The sequence below is a fragment of the Paenibacillus sp. FSL K6-1122 genome, assembly GCF_037977015.1.
Taxonomy (GTDB): Bacteria; Bacillota; Bacilli; order Paenibacillales; family Paenibacillaceae; genus Paenibacillus; species Paenibacillus amylolyticus.
Genome location: NZ_CP150272.1, coordinates 4722136 through 4740287, shown reverse-complemented (window position 1 = coordinate 4740287; position 18152 = coordinate 4722136). Strand labels below are relative to the sequence as shown.

At 41.5% G+C, this 18152-nt stretch carries 14 protein-coding genes and 1 pseudogene; 9 read left to right on the top strand and 6 right to left on the bottom strand.

Going from position 1 to position 18152, the window contains the following annotated elements; translation table 11 throughout:
* Positions 1-218 precede the first annotated feature (218 nt).
* From NSQ20_RS21320 to NSQ20_RS21290, 7 genes are all read left to right on the top strand, one after another.
* On the top strand, positions 219-1535 hold the full coding sequence (locus tag NSQ20_RS21320; RefSeq protein ID WP_340030831.1) for a hypothetical protein: 1317 nt from the start codon (positions 219-221) through the stop codon (positions 1533-1535).
* A gap of 166 nt (positions 1536-1701) precedes the next feature.
* Entirely contained in the window at positions 1702-2928 is a 1227-nt protein-coding gene (avs1a, locus tag NSQ20_RS21315) for an AVAST type 1 anti-phage system MBL fold metallo-hydrolase Avs1a (protein WP_340030830.1), read from the top strand.
* A gap of 14 nt (positions 2929-2942) precedes the next feature.
* Positions 2943-4016: a trypsin-like serine protease gene (locus tag NSQ20_RS21310; protein ID WP_340030829.1), complete on the top strand. Its 1074-nt coding sequence runs from the start codon at positions 2943-2945 to the stop codon at positions 4014-4016.
* On the top strand, positions 4013-4492 hold the full coding sequence (locus NSQ20_RS21305) for an ABC-three component system middle component 2 (RefSeq protein WP_340030828.1): 480 nt from the start codon (positions 4013-4015) through the stop codon (positions 4490-4492). The genes NSQ20_RS21310 and NSQ20_RS21305 overlap by 4 nt, the downstream gene beginning before the upstream one ends.
* Positions 4485-5228, top strand: a complete 744-nt coding sequence (locus NSQ20_RS21300; protein ID WP_340030827.1) for an AAA family ATPase — start codon at positions 4485-4487, stop codon at positions 5226-5228. The genes NSQ20_RS21305 and NSQ20_RS21300 overlap by 8 nt, the downstream gene beginning before the upstream one ends.
* Before the next feature lie 34 nt (positions 5229-5262).
* Complete coding sequence (locus NSQ20_RS21295) at positions 5263-6438, top strand: hypothetical protein (RefSeq protein WP_340030826.1); 1176 nt, start codon at positions 5263-5265, stop codon at positions 6436-6438.
* A 165-nt stretch (positions 6439-6603) separates the two neighbouring features.
* Positions 6604-6885, top strand: coding sequence for a DUF6809 family protein (locus NSQ20_RS21290; RefSeq protein WP_340030825.1), 282 nt, complete (start codon positions 6604-6606; stop codon positions 6883-6885).
* A gap of 132 nt (positions 6886-7017) precedes the next feature.
* Here the strand turns inward: NSQ20_RS21290 and NSQ20_RS21285 are convergent, their stop codons facing one another.
* Together NSQ20_RS21285 and NSQ20_RS21280 are read right to left on the bottom strand one after the other, a co-directional pair.
* Positions 7018-8394, bottom strand: coding sequence for a right-handed parallel beta-helix repeat-containing protein (locus NSQ20_RS21285; RefSeq protein ID WP_340030824.1), 1377 nt, complete (start codon positions 8392-8394; stop codon positions 7018-7020).
* Positions 8395-9049: 655 nt separating this feature from the next.
* Positions 9050-10540: pseudogene (locus NSQ20_RS21280) on the bottom strand (catalase); the annotation flags it as partial.
* Positions 10541-10745: 205 nt separating this feature from the next.
* Here NSQ20_RS21280 and NSQ20_RS21275 point away from each other — a divergent pair.
* Entirely contained in the window at positions 10746-12710 is a 1965-nt protein-coding gene (locus tag NSQ20_RS21275) for an ATP-dependent DNA helicase (RefSeq protein ID WP_338706507.1), read from the top strand.
* 491 nt (positions 12711-13201) lie between these two features.
* Here the strand turns inward: NSQ20_RS21275 and cysK are convergent, their stop codons facing one another.
* From cysK to NSQ20_RS21255, 4 genes are all read right to left on the bottom strand, one after another.
* Positions 13202-14158: a cysteine synthase A gene (cysK, locus tag NSQ20_RS21270; RefSeq protein ID WP_076216970.1), complete on the bottom strand. Its 957-nt coding sequence runs from the start codon at positions 14156-14158 to the stop codon at positions 13202-13204.
* Positions 14159-14321: 163 nt separating this feature from the next.
* Positions 14322-14705 carry a hypothetical protein gene (locus tag NSQ20_RS21265; protein WP_036674948.1) on the bottom strand — a complete coding sequence of 128 codons (384 nt, stop codon included), beginning with the start codon at positions 14703-14705 and terminating at the stop codon, positions 14322-14324.
* A 479-nt stretch (positions 14706-15184) separates the two neighbouring features.
* Complete coding sequence (locus tag NSQ20_RS21260) at positions 15185-15418, bottom strand: hypothetical protein (RefSeq protein ID WP_017687536.1); 234 nt, start codon at positions 15416-15418, stop codon at positions 15185-15187.
* Positions 15415-16452 (bottom strand): nucleotide-binding protein, encoded by a 1038-nt coding sequence (locus NSQ20_RS21255; RefSeq protein WP_051447360.1) that lies wholly within the window; start codon positions 16450-16452, stop codon positions 15415-15417. Before NSQ20_RS21255 ends, NSQ20_RS21260 begins: the two co-directional genes overlap by 4 nt.
* Positions 16453-17401: 949 nt before the next feature.
* Between NSQ20_RS21255 and NSQ20_RS21250 the strand changes: the two genes are divergently transcribed.
* Positions 17402-18136, top strand: coding sequence for a YitT family protein (locus NSQ20_RS21250; protein WP_036614465.1), 735 nt, complete (start codon positions 17402-17404; stop codon positions 18134-18136).
* Positions 18137-18152: the final 16 nt, after the last annotated feature.

The following is an 18152-nucleotide window of genomic DNA, read 5'->3' as shown; positions in this document are numbered from 1 at the left end:
CTCAAAGCAGGTGGTCGTTAGGATTGATGTGTTGGAAAAAAGATTTAGAGATTTCAATAGTGTTCATTAATTAAAGTTAAATGAACATATAGTACAAATGATAATTGATATATGTGTATCTTTTTAGAACTGGAAATTTATTATATTCTTTAAAAGTGAGATTCATGAAGAGAACTAAGATTCAAATGTAGTAGAATAATTAGGGAGATGGTGTATAAATGATAGTTGATTGGATAGGAAGACTTATTAGATGGAATGAAGTTATTGTCAATGATTATATTTCTTTCATTCCACATTGGATAAAGCTGTATTACTTAGTTTTCTGTGAAACCACTATATTTCTTCTACTGATTGAGTTGATTATGAGATTTCTTTTAAGGTTGATTGCAGTTTTAAATAATTATGGGCTTCATCATGCCAGTTTAAATTCAGTGCATAAGCCAAATCTTTTAATCAAGATATACATATTATATTATAGTATTTCAAAATTTATATTTAACGTACGTAAAATAATTCCTGATTTGTGGGGGGAATATAAATTTCCGAAATTAAATCAAAATCTATATGATTCTTTAGCAGATAGAGGTTTTTTAGGGGCAGTTTCTAATCTTTTTATAAGTGCCTGGATACCTTCAAAAAGAATGATATCAAGCATTATAATTGTTTTATACTTCTATTATAAGGGGGAAATTGAGTGGTTATTTAATATTAATCTATATGAAATAACTTTTAATGAAGTTGATAGCGTAACTGGTCTGTTAACAAAACTAATTGCTTTAGCTACTACAGGATTACTTGTAGTTGTTACTTGGAGAAATTTAAGTCTCAAGGGGAGGCAAATGAGGGCTATAAATAAAGCCAATCAGAATTATACTGAAAATTTAGTCGAAATTCATAGAAGATTATTACCGATCGCTTCAATGATTGTTTATAAAGCAACATTAAATTTAGAAATAGTTTTAAAAAATAAAGATAGAATATTAAATCAACAACTTAAAAACATCACTCCTTATATAAAATATGTGAATGGAAATTTTATATGTGGAGAAGAGTTAGATTCTTTTCGCCAAAACGCTCTAGATTATATTAATGTCGATGAGATTAAAGAAATAGATGAACTATTTTTAATTCTAGAGAAAGCAAAAAAAGAGAATTTAATGGTTAATTTTAATTTATTTTTCGTACTTGATTATGATATGAGAACTTTTGATTTTGAGTTTGCTCATAAAGATTATATGAAGAAAGTCTCCTTTGTAAGATCTTCATTTATAAAACAGATACAGATGACGGAATACCAAAAAAACCTATTTAAAAATATGAATCTAAGTAATGAGGATGAGTCATACAAAACATATTATAAAGAGAAGCTTGCTGAATTCTATAAAGAAAACGAGAAGAAATTTAATACAGATATAATTAACTCAGTCGAGATGATTGTACAACTTCGTAAGTATGCGATAGCTTGTAATAAGGTCCTTAATATGAAATCCTCTAAAGTTGATGGTTGGCTGAGATCTATTGCAGATAGAGATTGACAAATTAAATCTTGACTTACCTAATTTTTGTTTTTTGAGAAAATATAAGTTGTGGCACAAGTTTCGTGCAAGCGTCTTATATTGATAATTATTTGTTAGAAGAAATAAAGAAAACCAAAAGCATAACTGAAATTATCATAAAACTGGTGAGAAAGTTGGCGTAATTTTGACTAATATTAAAGTTGAGGTCTACCCTGCTCTAGAAGGAGATTGTTTTTTAATATGTATAGGCGATCGAAAAAAAACAAATATTTTAGTTGACGGAGGTTTTGCTAGTACCTACCATAATTATTTAAAACCTCGACTTTTAGAAATGGCAGAGAATGGCGAAGAATTAAGTCTTGTTATTGTTACACATGTAGACGCCGACCACATAGAAGGAATCATTGAACTTTTTAAGGAAAATGGAACAGCAGAGAATCCTTTGATAATTCCTATTAAGGAGGTATGGCACAATAGTTATAGACATTTAAATTTTCTCAAGCAAAAGAGTGTGGAGGAGCTTGATGTAAAAGAAGAAAGTATCCTATCTGGAATAATTAGCAAGTCATATGTTGAGCCGAGTAAAAGTAGGAACAATCCAAATAAAGGTGTCAGTGCAAGAGATGGATCAACATTAGCAGCATTGCTTTATAAGGAGAAATACAGTTGGAATAATGCATTTAATGGATCTGCTGTTAATTTGAATGAGAGAAACTTCATCTCATTAACTTCTGAAATCTCACTTAATTTGTTATCTCCTGATTCAAACAAATTAAAACGATTGGAAAAGTTCTGGCTGACAGAGTTAAGAAAAAGTAAATATGATTTCAAATTAAACGATAATATTTTATTTGATGATGCATATGAGTTCTATTTACTTTCACAGAAAGATGAACATCAGGTTAACGAGAGTAAAAATATTTCTTATCAGAAAGAAAAAACTAGTCTAAATAGTGTCTTAAACAAGAAAATGATTTATGATAACTCTGTTGTGAATGGTTCTTCTATTTCATTTATTCTTGAATACAAAGACTATAAATTATTGTTTTTAGCCGATTCTCACCCAGACATTGTAAGGGAAAACATACAAGGACTAGTTGATACCCAAGGTTACATCCCTTTTTTTGATGTTATAAAAGTAGCACATCATGGTAGTCACAGAAACACTAGTACTGAATTACTTTCATTAATAGACTCCTCAGTTTATTTATTTTCTACAAATGGGAAAAAAAATAATCACCCTAATAATGAAACTATCGCTAGAATTATATCTAGAAAGGGAACAGAACGGCGTCTCATATTTAATTATTTTATAGAAAACGAATTGTTAGCTAATGAAGATTTAAAGAAAGAATACCGCTTCATAGTTGAGTTTTCTGATGAGTTTGAGATCAAAGTAATTGAAATATAGAAAGGAAAGATAAAATGTTCACATATGAAGAGGCTGTAGGAAGACTGATCTGTGGGGATGAAGATGAGAATCGTGCTACTGTATTTCTGATCTCTCCTACGAAAGTAGTGACAGCTAGGCATGCGGTAGATGATTATTATTTGGAACATAAAGAAATTAACCTGGAATTTTTAAACATTCAAAAAGAATCGATTAAACGCAAGGGGTACCCTATTGAAAAATTTGAAAGTTTTAAAACCCCTATAGCTATCTTAGAGTTGGATAATCCCGTTGCTTGTAATACATATTTAAAATTTTGTTACGACGAAATAGAAAAGGATAATATTTATGAGACTTTTGGGTATCCAGTTGTAAAGTGGGAGATGGGCCATCGTACTAAAAACAAAGTACTAAGGCTGGTGACTAATGATATGTCTCGACCATATGATTGGGATATCGATTTGAATTATGATGCGAATATAGAAGATTTCAGTGGTCTTTCAGGAGCACCTCTATTTGTCAAGGATAAATTAGTCGGAGTTGTTCTTGCTGAGTCTAAAGCCAACCATAAAGTTATTTCATTAGGATCAGTTAGTGTTAAAAGATTCAGTGATGCATTAGATAAATTAGAAATTTTAATTGATGAGTCATTACCTGAACTCAGTCTAAATGAGATACATCAATTAGATGAGTCAATGGATTTTTCAGAATCGTTATTCATCATGAAGCTTGAATCAGCTGAGATATACGACCATGAGGATTGTCAACAAGAATTTTTCAATGCAGAAATAGCAAAAAGTTCAGTAGAAGGGAGAGGTCTCTCAACTGAAATCAAAGAATTTTCTATGTTAAAAGAAAACATAAAAAGTGTATGGAAGACGCAACATCGATCATATAAAGAAGAAAATGATGGTAATGATTTGTTGACTAAGGTTTACGAAAGAGTTGAAGATTTAAACAATACTACTCTTAACTCCAATCTTGATATTCCATTAATAATAAAAAAAGGAATTCTGCATCAGTTATCAGATGAATGCAAAGTTGGATGGGTGAAGGATTATAAACTTAGATTAGAAAATTTTCTGACTGAAAGGACTGAGATCGAATGATTGAGGAATTAAATTTAGTAAACAGAGATTTAATTCTTAATTCCATAAGAATATTAACTTTAATTTCTGAGTTTGAGTCTAAGAAGTCTTTTTGTATGAGTTTGAATCGTATTATGTTGTATGATTTTTTCATGAAATTTCCACGAACAATGATTCCAGCAAAGGAAAAAAATGAGGAGAAAAAAGATTTTAATGAATTTTATTCTTATTTTCATTGGCAACCGGATAGAGAAGAGTATAATTTATATTTAAGTTATTTAATAAGTAAAGATTTAATCGAAAGAACGATACTAAAGAATGATTTTTGTTTTCATATCAATGAAAAGGGCAAAGAAGTCCTAGGGAAATTTAAGAGTTCCTACTCAAATGAATTAACTATACTTGCAAAATATATCAAACATAATATATCTAAGTTAAGTGATTCTAAAGTGGAGGGTATGATTATGGAGAGTCTAGAAGGTATTCACAATGAGTAAAAAAATACATTTGGAAAAGTTAACTTTGGTCGGTTTCCGAAAAAATTATGAAGTAGTTTTTAAAAAAGGACTAAATTATATTTCAGGTCCTATGTCAACTGGTAAATCTTCAATTGCAGAAATGATCAATTATGCCTTTGGAAGTGAGAAACATAAAGCTTACATAGAAATAGGGAAAAGTTGTAAGGAAGTACAGTTAGACTTTTGGATTGGAGAAGAGAAGTTCAGGATTATTCGACCTTTATTCGAATATAATAGACCCGTTAAAATATTTCGTTGGGACAAGGGGAAGGCTGATTTTAATAGAGAGTTTGATTTGTTAGAAATTGACTCTCCAGCCAATGAGTACTCACTTTCTGCATTTTTATTGGATGAAATAGGACTTCCAAAAATTACTGTTGCAAACCAGGCCTTTAGCTTTAGGGATTTATTCAAATATTCATATGTGAAACAGTCAACTATCGACTCTGAAAATTTGTTAATGGAACAGACATCTGGTTCAAATATAAAAAGAAAGCCTACTTTTGAAATTATCTTTAATATTTATAACGAGTTATTAGGGGATTTAAAGCAGCAATTTAAAGAGAAAATTCAAAAAATAGAATTAATGAAAAACAAAAGGATTGGAGTATATGAATTCTTGAAAGAAATGAATATGCTTAATCAAGAATTATTTCAAACCGAAAGAGAACGACTCTTTAAAATTATTTCAAACCGAAAGAGAACGACTCTTTAAAATTATTTTTAACGAAAATAGAAAACTTGAAGGTTTGAAAAAAAGTGGAACATATGATAAGGGTCTTACTTTAATTCTAGAGAATAGTATTATCAGCTTAAAAGAGAAAGTAACAACGATAGCCGTACTTATTGCTGAGAAAGATAAGTATGTAAACAAATTGCTATTACTAAGGAATCAATATTCCGGAGAAATTCAAAAAATCGAATTTATACTTGAAGGTTCAATTATCTTAAAAAGTTATGAATTTAGTTCATGCCCTTCTTGTTTAAATCCCATAAACTCAAAGAGTGGTTGCAACTTATGTGGAAGTGAGCATACAGACCTCACAGAACAAGAAATCTTAACTTTCAGAAGTGAGGCTAGACGCTTAACAAGGAAATATAATAGTTTGGTTGCGTTTATTGATCTACAAAGAAAAGCAATTGTCGAATTTCAGAACGAAAAGAAAGTTATAGAAGAGGAATTGCATGAGAAACAACGTGAGTTAGATCATCTAAGGAACCATTATTTAAGTCCATATTTGGAACAAATTCAGCAAATAAACTATGAAATCGGAAAAGTTAATAGCAGTTTAGATCAATTAGAAAAAAATTCATATGTAATAAATCAATTCTCAATAATTAGTCAAAACATACTCGATGAAGAAAAGCAACGTGATTCATTGAAATCTACAATTGATTCATTAGAAAAAGAGAAAATATCTAAAAGTGATTTAATTCAGAATCTTTCTGATCTATTTTCAGATATTCTGGAGGGATTCTCCTTTCCTAAACTTAACAGCGCCTTTATAAAAGAGTCAAATTATTTACCTTATGTTAGAGGAGTCAAATATGACGAGCTAGGAAGTGGTGGAGCTGTCACGATGACCACTATGGCATATTTCTTATCTATAGCCCTATTAGTGTTTAAAAATAAAAATCACTTAGGATTATTAATAATTGATTCTCCTAGAAAAAACTTAGGGGCGGATTCGGAAGTTGATGATGAATTTAAAGATGAAGAAATCTTTAATTCAATTGTAAAATATTTTGATTCTTTAAACAGTAAAAACTTAAAGGATGATACTTGTGTAGAGGAAATTCAATTAGTCATTATAAATAATGGGCATCCTGATTTCATAAAAGATGACGATATCATAGTAAAATTTGATGGGAAAGGGACTGGTAAATTACCCTACGGATTAATTGATGACATAGAAAATTTATAAATATGCTCCTTTTAGCTCATCACACTAGCTATCTTTTGGTTAAGATATTAAGCGTTATTTCTAATAATATATTTAAATTCAAAACTAATCACTTTAGTGGATTTCCCGCTAAATTCCCATCTCACCTCATCCCTTGAGTTACAATCTCCCTGAGGTGACCTTACCATGAAGGATAACATGTCAAACCTGATCGAAGATTTATTTCACGGGAACCTGCGTTTGGACGAGTCGATTCATCCTGAGCAGGCCGAGTATCAGGAGATCAATCGCCAGATATCGGATATGATGCAGGACTACAAAACACAGCTTACCGAGAACGAATACGATGCTCTGGAACAACTGATCGACTTAATCGGACAATCCACATCTATGTATGTGGAAGCAGCGTTTGAGCAAGGTTTTCGCACAGGCGGCAGACTGATAATTGAGGTTTTAGCTAAACCGTGAGTACTTACCTACTTCATAAGCCAGTGGCATACAATACAAAGCAATTCAAAAATCCCCTTCTCCATTACCACCGATCAGGCTGGCATGGGGGAGGGGATTTTGCTTTTATTCCTTGATCTCAATAACTACCAATTACCGCGCACCAATATTCTTACCCGATGGCGTACCCGATCCAATCAGATCACTGCCACCCGCAAGCTTCAGGAAATTACCCAAGACAGGTGTTCCGTCTGCGCTGCGCGTTACCGAAGGCACGAGGGAGACAAAGTCTGCTGCGCTGGCGAACAGGCCTTTGGCGTTCTCGCTTTTTTTGTTTTTCCACCAGACGTTGGTGCTGCTGACGTCAGTTCCGCTCGTTTTGTCGCTGGAGCCGCCTTGGAAGGACAGGTTGTTGGTGAAGATGTGGGTCCCTACATCAAAGGCAAAGTTGCTTTGCCCATTGTTCCAGGAGGTATTATTTTTCATCTGAATCGAACCGGGATTACTGTTGTAGGTGAAGCCGTGCTTTTTATTATTAAACGCAATGCTGTTCTCAACGATATGATTCACTGCAATCTTCTCGCCGCCGAGCTTGAAGCCGTTGCCATCACTGTTGGAGGTAGAGGTGCCGTCTGATGTTGCCCCGTTAGCATAGGCGATGCTGTTACGGATCGTAACCGCGCCGATGGCGCCTGTGTCCGTTTTGCTATACAGATCCCAGCCATCGTCCACGTTATAGGCGGCAATACAACCGTCGAAGACATTACCTGGGCCAACGGTCAGTTTGGCCGCAAAACCGTCTGCATCCTCGCCGTCATCCGGGTCATAGTTATTGTGGGAGTAGGAACGAATCACTTCATTATATGCAGGCCATTCACTCTTGGCGGCTGTGGAAGCATAACGTCCCATTTGAATACCCGTATCCCGGTTGTGATGAGCTTCGATCTGCTCCAGACGGTTGTAGCTGCCTCCGATGAAGATGCCGTTATCGCCTGCACCCTTCACCTCAAGCCCTTTGACGAACCAGTAGTCTCCGAACATTTGCAACCCCCGATTGGTGGAAGCGAAGGCTTGAGCGGAGAAATCAAAGACCGGTTTTTCCGATCCATACGCCACCAGGTTTTTACGTTGGCTCGATGTGCCGCTGTTGCCACGTTCAATGGTAATGGTCTGGGAGAAGTTATAGGTACCGCCGCGTAGATAGATCGTTTTGCCTGGTGCGATCTGGGTCAATGCGTTAACCAGTGACGTTGGACTGTTCAGTGTTCCCGGATTGCTGGCTGAGCCGCCAGGAGACACATACAGATCACCAGCAGCAAGCGCGATATTCGAAGTCGCCACCGATTCAGAGGGATTTTGCAAGCTGCTCTCGATCAGTTCCTCAGCACCGGCCGATCCACCACCAATTAATAATAGAGGGAACGCGGCACTCAGACAGATATGGGCCATTTTGGATTTGAGGGAGCGTTCCTTCAGAGAACGTGCAGATCGTGCAGATACATGAGTGGATGTGGATGGGAATAATTTCATTACGTAAGCCTCCTTGGTTAATTGGGAATAGAATGAAGAGCATGTGGTAGCCGTGTACCAGACCGTTACCTATGAGATAGGTCATGCCGGCTGGTTAGATGTAATCTCTAGGACACAGCTTTATGGTAAATGTTGTAAGCGTTATCATCAATAATCATCTGATCAGATGGAGGTACATGCAGGCAGGTCAGGCCTGCAAGCTTCCAATGCCTGTAATATCACGTGAATTATGTAATCTTTCCATTGGGTGATAGCTCTCATTTAACGAAGAATCATCTGAAATGAACGTAGAGAAGTACGCTTTTCCATCCTCAGAGTACCAGTTTTACTTATGATCCACTCCTATGAACTTCATTCAACCTAAAATAAATAGCAGCCTACATCCTGAAGTGAAGATTATACTCAAACTAGTCATGAAAAAGCCCTGATAGCAGCTGCAACGGGCAACTTGACGATCAGGGCTATGTTTAATTCAGAACGTAATTTGCTTACTCAAAATACTCAAATGTACTAACAGTGTCAGACTTATCAGTCTAAACGCTGTCCAGCTATTTTAATATCCGTCCGTCTCACGACTGCGTTTCTCTGCTTGCTCGACACTTGGTTCATGTTTCGGTTGGACTGTGGCACTATCATCGGTTGGTACAGAGGCCAACCCTTCAGAGACGCGCCGACCGTAATCCGCATCCGCTTGGGTGAAGTAAGAGATCATGCGCTCCCGGATATCCGGTTTGCATTGTGCCAACGCGCCGACCATGTTGCTGATTAGCTCATCCCGCTCCCAATCTTCGAACGCCCGATACGTATCACCCGCTTGTCCAAAGTCATTTGTACGCTCAATCTTCTCACGGACAAGTCGGCCTTCCACCAGTGGTTCATGTTCCTTGCCACGAGGGGGTGCTTCCTTTAAGCCACCAAGAGACGAAGGTTCGTAATTCACATGTGGATTCTGACCCGGCGCACGATCCACTTGATACTGCATCTGTCCGCCGCTCTGATTCGTGGCTACCCGATTTTTCGGTGCATTCACAGGCAGTTGCAGATAGTTCGCACCCACCCGGTGACGCTGGGTATCTGAATAAGAGAAGGTGCGTCCCTGCAGCAACTTGTCATCTGAGAAATCCAGCCCGTCTACCAATACACCTGTGCCAAACGCTGCTTGCTCCACTTCATTGAAATAATCCTCGGGATTACGATTCAGCGTCATTTTGCCAACAGGTAGAAAAGGAAACTGCTCCTGCGGCCACAACTTGGTCGGGTCCAGCGGGTCGAAATCCAACTCCGGATGCTCGCCGTCTTCCATCACTTGAACGCACAGCTCCCATTCGGGATAGTCCCCTTTTTCAATAGCGTGATACAGGTCCAATGTCGCATGATTGAAGTTCTGTCCTTGAATCTCGCTCGCGTCTTTTTGCAGCAGGTTGCGTATCCCTTGATTGAGCGGTTCCCAGTGGTATTTAATGAGTACGCCCGTGCCTTCCTGATTGACCCATTTATATGTATTGACGCCCGAGCCTTGCATTTGCCGATAATTCGCTGGGATGCCCCATGGAGAGAAGAGGAATGTCACCATATGGGTAGCTTCAGGACTTAGCGAGACAAAATCGAAAAACCGCTCCATATCCTGTGCGTTGGTCAACGGGTCGGGCTTGAAGGCATGTACCATATCCGGGAATTTAAGCGGGTCGCGAATGAAAAAGATTTTCAGATTGTTACCCACCAGATCCCAGTTGCCATCTTCGGTATAGAATTTTACAGCAAATCCGCGCGGGTCCCGCAGCGTCTCGGGAGAATGTCCACCGTGAATAACCGTTGAGAATCGAACGAATACGGGGGTTTCTTTTCCTTTTTCCTGAAATAGACGTGCACGTGTGTACTTCGATACTGGTTCGCTCCCGGCCGTTCCATATGCTTCAAATATGCCATGAGCGCCAGCGCCGCGGGCATGGACCACACGTTCCGGAATACGTTCACGGTCGAAGTGAGTAATTTTTTCGAGAAAATGATAGTTCTCCAGCGTAGTCGGTCCCCGGCTACCAACGGTTCGTACATTCTGATTGTCCGTAATGGGATGCCCTTGTCGATCCGTTAATGTCTCAGCTGATTTGTCTGAGGAATGCTCTGGTTGTGAAGACTGATGATTCATGGAGTGGAGCACCGCCTTTCCTTAAAGTGGATTCCTGTATATATTTTCCCTGAAAATTGGTTCTATACATTAAACCTCGCAAATAATCTCGTAAAAAAAGCTTGTCACCCGCTTCATCGCGTGAGATAATTAACTTTTGCCCTGCGGCCTTTTTTGAACGGAAAATGAAAGAGGACCGCGTCTAAGAATGGAGGCTGACCTAGGATTGTCTACACAACGTTATCCTTTTGCATATGATCCGGCTGAACCTTTTGTATCCCGTCTCGGGGAATGGGTTGCCGATGTTTTTTACGATATTTTGCCAGAGTTCGGCTTCGAGGTGCGGGATGAACAGATTTTTATGGCGTACCAGCTCGAACGGGCCTATGGAGATAAAAAGACCATTATGGCGGAGGCCGGTGTCGGAACAGGCAAGACGTTAGTCTATCTGCTCTACGCGGTCTGTTATGCACGTTATACGGGCAAACCGGCAGTGATCGCCTGTGCCGATGAGTCCTTGATTGAACAGCTTGTGAAGCCCGGTGGAGATATTGCGAAGCTGGCTGCACATCTGGACTTGGAAGTGGACGCACGTCTGGGCAAGTCACCGGATCAATACGTCTGTCTGAACAAACTAAGTGCGATGCGATTTGCGGATGAAGATGCGCCTGTTATTGAAGAAGTGCATGAGAGTCTGCCAGATTTTGTGAATACGCCGGGTACACTTCAGGCCTTCCATCCGTATGGTGACCGCAAACAGTATCCACATCTAAATGATCGTCAGTGGAACAAAATCAACTGGGATCCGTTCCAGGATTGTTTTGTTTGTCCAAAAAGACAACGCTGCGGTCTGACGCTGTCGCGTGACCATTACCGTCGTTCCAAAGATATCATCATCTGTTCCCATGATTATTACATGGAGCATGTGTGGACCTATGATGCGCGCAAACGCGAGGGCCAACTGCCACTCCTGCCTGATCACAGCTCGGTTGTATTTGATGAAGGACATTTGCTGGAAGAAGCAGCCCTGAACGCACTGAGCTACAAGCTGAAACACCGCATCTTTGAGGAACTCGTCACTCGCCTGTTAGAAGGAGAGATTCGTGAATCCCTCGCGGAGTGTGTGGATGAAGCGATTGAGAGCAGTGAACGACTGTTTGCGTTGCTGGATACGTATACGGTCGCGATCCCTGGTTCGGAACGGAAAGAAGTTCGGGTAGAAGCACCGCTTCTGCGTGAGATTGAACGTCTGACGAGTGTGCTGGATGCGATCGGTGAGGAACTGGTATTTGAGAGCGGATTGTTCTCGCTGGATGGTTATCAGATGCGTGTCGTGGAAGAACATCTCGATATGATTCAGTCTGCGCTTGCCTTGTTCCGCAAGGAAGATGGTTACATCTGTTGGGCGGAAGAGAGCGAGGATGAGACGACCTTATCGATCATGCCGCGCACCGTGAAGGAAATGCTGAACGAGCGTGTGTTCAACACAGGTATTCCAATTGTATTCTCCTCCGCGACGTTATCTGTGGACAGTTCATTCCGTTATGTGGCGGACAGCCTGGGCATTGATGATTTTGTATCATTCTCGGTGGCTTCCCCGTATGATTATGCGGACAAAATGAAGATGAAAATTACCGATGAAGCTATACCGGGTCACCCGGAGAACGAAAATCGCATGCGTGATGCGGTGTCGTTACTTCAGGAGAGTGGAGGACGTGCGCTGGTTCTGTTCCGTACGATGGAAGAGCTACGTGCGTTCAAGCAGGACATCGTTCATGTACCTGAAGCAGAAGGTTTGCGCTTTATGTATGAGGGCGACCGGGAGATCAGTGATCTGATCGCGGCGTTCCAGCAGGATGAGGAGAGTGTGCTGTGCTCCGTTAATCTGTGGGAAGGACTGGACGTTCCAGGTCCGTCATTATCCAATGTCATGATCTGGTCGCTTCCGTATCCACCACAGGACCCTGTCTTCAATGCAAAACGTAGTGCGTCAGCAGCACCATACGAAGAGATCGATCTTCCGTATATGCTCTTACGTGTGAAGCAAGGTCTCGGACGTCTGATTCGGACAAGCACGGATTCCGGTTCCGCGGTCATTCTCGATGAATCGCTGTATACCAAAAAGGAAGCCAAAGACCGCATTGCGGCCCTGCTTCCCGAAGGTGTTGAATGGACAACCCTGACACACTAACCAGCTTACGTTAAATGTTCTTGCTTTATTTTTGATGATAAGGTTTCTTGCCAAAATAAGTTCTTGTTCTCTGCGGATTCACCATCCGTATGTGAGCAAGAGCTTATTTTTTGTTTTGATGGTTCCTTCAATGTACTTCTCTTCCCTTTTTTTCGAGGAGTTTTCCCTCGCTCCTCGCTACCAATCGCTCCAACATTCTAACGAACCTACCGCACCTTATTAGGGTGATATTGAAGAGATGTAAATTCTAACGAATCTCAGTAACGTTATCCCGCCGAAAATAGCTCTTAAGCCTGTAAATCGACCGAATTTGGAGAAATAACGTCGCTGTGATTCGTTACACGTCAGACCTGCGCAAATAGGAGCGAATAACGTGTGTCAGGTTCATTAGAACCAATGACCAATGAGCGCTAATAAGGGAGGGCCTCTGTCATGCTCATGACTTATGGGAGATGGAAGCCCCTTTTTGATGTGTACAGATTTATGCTGTGTTAAAAAATACCCATGCTCAGATACCGTTCCCCGGTATCCGGCGCAATGCAGAGCACCCGGTGCCCCGGCCCCAGTTCCTTCGCAATGCGAAGGGAGGCCCACACCGAAGCGCCAGAGGAAGGGCCGAGCAACAGCCCTTCCCGGGCAGCAAGCTGCCGCATCGTATCCAGTGCGTCCTCATCGGACACCTGGATGATGGCATCCCACACGTCGGTATTCAGGATGTCCGGAATGAACCCCGGACTTGTACCGACGAGCTTGTGTGGTCCGGGCTCGCCACCGGACAACACCGGAGAACCTTTGGGCTCCACCGCATAGATGCGGATATCGGGCAACTGCTTGCGCAGTTCTTCCCCGGTTCCGGTAATGGTTCCGCCGGTTCCCGCCGTAGCGATGAAAGCATCCAGCCTGCCTTCCATCTGCTGCATAATCTCGGGAGCCGTCGTGATCCGGTGAATGTCCGGGTTCGCCTGATTTTCGAATTGCTGCGGAATGAAACTTCCTGGAATGTCTGCCTGAAGTTCTTTTGCTTTGCGAATCGCACCAGGCATCCGCTCCGCAGCAGGGGTGAGCACCACATCTGCGCCGTAGGCTTTTAGAATGTTGATGCGCTCCTTGGACATATTGTCCGGCATGATCAGAATGGCTTTATATCCTTTGGCGGCGGCATTCATCGCGAGACCAATCCCGGTATTGCCGCTGGTCGGTTCGATAATGGTAGCACCAGGGAGCAAGTGTCCCGCACGTTCAGCCTGAACGATCAGGTTATAGGCGGCACGGTCTTTGACGCTTCCACTTGGGTTGAAGTATTCCAGTTTCACGTATACATCAGCGGAGTCGCTGCCTGTGAGTCGGTTCAGTTTAACGGCAGGTGTCTGGCCGATCAGTTCTGTTACATCTGCGGCAATGCCTGTATGTGCGGGTGTTTGTTTAATCGAATGGGTATTCAAATCCATGAAGTACAACTCCTTGATTGATAAGACGTTGAGAGTATATCCGGTTGAAATCAATTCATGCCTTATTGGAATGGTTGGATATATCTATTCCATCTTAATGAACGTAACCTTCCGTGGTCAACTTGTTTTGCTGGGGAATGGGTTCTATATTGTCAGAGTTGTATCAAGTCTGCGCCAAGTCCATCTGCAGATGCCGACTGAGTTCTTTTTTGACTTCATTACGTGCGAATGTCCACAGCATATAGAACCGTTGCCAATACCCTCTGCACATATACAGAGTTTCGATACCCTCGGCTTCCCGTTTCTCTTCCAGTACTTTGACACCGCGGGTTCTCATCTGTTTACGAAGGGCCAACATCTCCTTGAGCACATTGTTTTGAATGCGGGTCAGCGACAGAATGTAGACTTCGGGCATCTTCAGTAGCAACGTATCCAGTGTGTGAATATCTCGTTCAAGTACATCCAGCAATAGCGTGCGCACAACCAGACCTTTAATCAGACGATGGTCTTCATCCGCAGGGGATGGGGCGGAAGTTGAGGATGTCATATGTTCACTTCCTTAACCTTTAATTGGAATTTTATATTTACAGAACATGTGTTCCCATATTATAATCAATATATGTAATGGAGATACACAATACAACCGAGAAATATTGGAAGCAAACATTATCGCATTTTCCTAAAGGTACAGATAGTGAGTGAGGCTAGGGATTTAGGGACAAGCCTGCTCCAAAATAAGGTATAATTTATGGGTTTTGCAGGAAACCTAAGGCCATAAACCAAATAAACCTTATGCAATGCAGTCTGCTACAGAAGTAATTACAAGCAATGAATTACTGCAATGAATTGCTATTACGATTATGATCATGATTCAAGGATGCCTTGTCGCAACACGATGGCACCAGGTCAACGAGTAGAAGCAGTTTTATTTTAGAGAAAATGAGCAACAAAAAAGCCCCTGCCTTGGGCGGCGGGGCCTATGGAATACTGCCGATTCAGCGGCAGGTTTGATGATGTGTTCAGAAATTAAGCAAGATATTGAGGCTTTTCGTAGAACGCCTCTTTTTCAAGGATGACCTTATAAGGTCTTTCCTTGCCCTTCAGGGAGGGCCCAATGGTAGTTAGCGGTACGGCCGGCTTGTGGAAACGATCTTCTTCCTTGGGTTCCGGAACCGGTCGTGATGATTCGGGCGCAGAACTGAGGCGTACCTTTTTTTCGCTGCCCCAGCGCTTGCTTATTTTTTTCGTTTCCGGTTTCATTCCGGTTCGCCTCCTAACAAATCGTTGATGGCGTTGAACAGTTGACGATTCTGTAGGTCAATCTGCTGAAATACCGCCTCATCCGCTTCAATATGTCCAATAATGTGAACGGTGATAACATACCTCTTGGCTACAGGATAGCATAGCAGATACTCTTTCTCAAGGTAATCATCATACAGGTTAATCTTGATTTTATTCTCCCGGTAAGAATCAATCACCAGGATGCGCTTGGGATCATCCGGTTGTTTGTCGTCGTTAGCGGACAAGTCATACTTTCTCCCCGGTTCTCCAACATTACCACATAATTGCTCAATGTAACCACTGTCATCTGTACGGTATATGGCTGTGCCACGTACAGCGAATGGAGGATGAGAGACAAAGGCAGTACGCAGGGCATCGCTCATTCGCTCCAGCATCTTGGCATCTGCTTTGCGGGTACGCAGCAATTCCCTAAAGAACCGCAGCAACTTAAGCAGTTGTAACCTCGCTTCTCCCTCAGTGCGTTTATGTTTCTCAATGATGTTCTCCAATTCTGGATCACTCCAGCGTCCTTGTTCCTCAATACTGTCTGCGATTTTGGAACATGCGACTGATACAGCTGGTGCCCACTTTCCGTCAGAACGGATTTCATATACGAGTGGATTTAATCCCAGCAGATCTGTGGGCATACGCAATCCTTCGACCTTGGTTGTGTCCTTGATGTCTGTAATATCCTCAGGAAGAATGAAAAAAATACGTTTTCGTCCCAGACGACCCATAAACAGACCCATTTCCAGCATTGTATTATCCCGGACCGACGCGTAGTACTTCCCGCGAATTTTGGATATATCATCCGGATGAAAAATAAAAATGGCAAAGTCAGTCGTACGGACCTCTACTTCCAGATCATCCATGGTATAGCTGCTTGGATTAAAAACCCCGGAATACCAAGGGGTAACTTCGGCTGAAAAACGTAAGTTTTCGTGTACTGCGGCTGCAATCGGCTTCGCTTCCAGCGAGCAGCCAATAAAGACTCTTGGCTTTAACGTTTTCATCAATCCGCCTCGCTTAAACGGTAGTGGGATTCAATTGTTATATTATACCATAAACAGCAGAGTAAGTCTGGAAACGTCTGAACTGGACAAAGAATAAGCCGATTACGTTTGCTATAGTGTATGTGTGAAAGGAAAATGATTCCTTTAAAAAGCGCAAGAAAATAAAAAAAGGCCCCGATTTGTCACAGTTGGGTGACTGACAGTTATTTTTGGAAGCTTTGGTCATAGAATAAAGGAGCAGGTTGCACCATTAGCAAGCATTGCTTATCCTGGTGTTGCCGTATGACTGCTGGAGCAGTCCAAAGGCTGCTTTATGCCTGTTTTTGAGGGGTCTGCTGTTTAGACCCGGTCACGTTGGTGTTATATAATAGAAGAACAAGCAAGTTAGCTTTGGTGTTTAAACTGAATGAACTTGCAACTGCTGTAAGTTGGATTTACAATTTACACAGGAACGAAGAGTGCAGAACCCATCTGTAGAAGCGAAGCGTTCGTCTGAAAGCTTTTTGAATGAAGGCAGCTTCGGAAGCATAAGCGATCACCGGATTTTCCCCAGAGGGAAAATGGAATTCCAAAAATCCGGGGATAACCGCGATCAAAAGAGGGTACTGTAATCCAAGTGTAAGTGTACAATTAAATGTTCAAGCTTACGCATTGTAGTTATTTTTCAGTTTAACTGAGCACAGCTAACCACAACAGAACAGAAAGGATCAGGATACCATGAGTTCCCGAAGGACAATCTCCCCAAGGACGATCTGGAAACGTTACGATCTCTCATACACATAGCGCCCCTTGTAGAGTACACCAACCGGTTCAAAAAAACGGCTGACTCTGCGAAAGAGGGGATTGGAATGAATATTCGAAGGACGTACACGATGATTTCTTCCAGGCTTACCTTTTGCAGGGTACGGTCGGTCTAAAAAACCAACCTACAAACTGCGAGGGAACCTGAATGAAGAGAACATCGTTAACCTTACAACACGTTAAAACAGAGGCGATCAAATTCGCCATTATGCTACTCGGTACATTTATTTTAGCTTTTGCTTATTATCACATTAACTTTCAGAATCATTTATCGGAGGGCGGATTTGTTGGTCTGGCCCTGCTCGGAAAATACGCAACAGGCTTATCACCTGCTATCGGTATGTTGTTACTGGACATTCCGGTCATGATCCTGGCTTGGTTCCTTAAAGGCTGGAAATTCATGATTCAGGCATTGCTTGGCGTCGGTGCATTTTCCCTATTCTATGACGGCTTTGAACGATACTCCACACTGGTATTGTCGTTTAACGGAAATCTGTGGATTCCGGCAGTTCTATCCGGTATATTGACAGGGGTAGGCGCTGGGATCGTGCTTCGATTCGGTGGAGCGACAGGTGGAGACGATATTCTCGCCGTGCTGGTTAGCCGCTGGAAGGGATGGAAGCTGGGAACAGTTTTCTTTGTCAGCGATGCTTTTGTATTGGGATTGTCGCTTTTCTTTCTTCCGGTAAAAGAAACTTTATATACGATTCTGGCCGTATGGATTGCCAGCAAAGTCATCACGTACGTCGTTAGTGTTCCGGCTCGCGGAACCGTGGTTACAACTTCGGCGGTGAAATTGCCGATGCCATCGGCTGCAGCCAAGGCAGTTAACGCTGCTGCTATTTCACAACGGACTACGGTGGCTAGAGGGGTATCCAATTAACCATACGTCTCAGAAC

Excerpts from the sequence above, each read along its gene's own strand:
- NSQ20_RS21320 (WP_340030831.1), top strand. The coding sequence starts at position 219 with ATGATAGTTGATTGGATAGGAAGACTTATTAGATGGAATGAAGTTATT.
- NSQ20_RS21310 (WP_340030829.1), top strand. The coding sequence starts at position 2,943 with ATGTTCACATATGAAGAGGCTGTAGGAAGACTGATCTGTGGGGATGAA.
- NSQ20_RS21305 (WP_340030828.1), top strand. The coding sequence starts at position 4,013 with ATGATTGAGGAATTAAATTTAGTAAACAGAGATTTAATTCTTAATTCC.
- NSQ20_RS21300 (WP_340030827.1), top strand. The coding sequence starts at position 4,485 with ATGAGTAAAAAAATACATTTGGAAAAGTTAACTTTGGTCGGTTTCCGA.
- NSQ20_RS21290 (WP_340030825.1), top strand. The coding sequence starts at position 6,604 with ATGAAGGATAACATGTCAAACCTGATCGAAGATTTATTTCACGGGAAC.
- NSQ20_RS21285 (WP_340030824.1), bottom strand. The coding sequence starts at position 8,394 with ATGAAATTATTCCCATCCACATCCACTCATGTATCTGCACGATCTGCA.
- cysK (WP_076216970.1), bottom strand. The coding sequence starts at position 14,158 with ATGGATTTGAATACCCATTCGATTAAACAAACACCCGCACATACAGGC.
- NSQ20_RS21265 (WP_036674948.1), bottom strand. The coding sequence starts at position 14,705 with ATGACATCCTCAACTTCCGCCCCATCCCCTGCGGATGAAGACCATCGT.
- NSQ20_RS21260 (WP_017687536.1), bottom strand. The coding sequence starts at position 15,418 with ATGAAACCGGAAACGAAAAAAATAAGCAAGCGCTGGGGCAGCGAAAAA.
- NSQ20_RS21255 (WP_051447360.1), bottom strand. The coding sequence starts at position 16,452 with ATGAAAACGTTAAAGCCAAGAGTCTTTATTGGCTGCTCGCTGGAAGCG.
- NSQ20_RS21250 (WP_036614465.1), top strand. The coding sequence starts at position 17,402 with ATGAAGAGAACATCGTTAACCTTACAACACGTTAAAACAGAGGCGATC.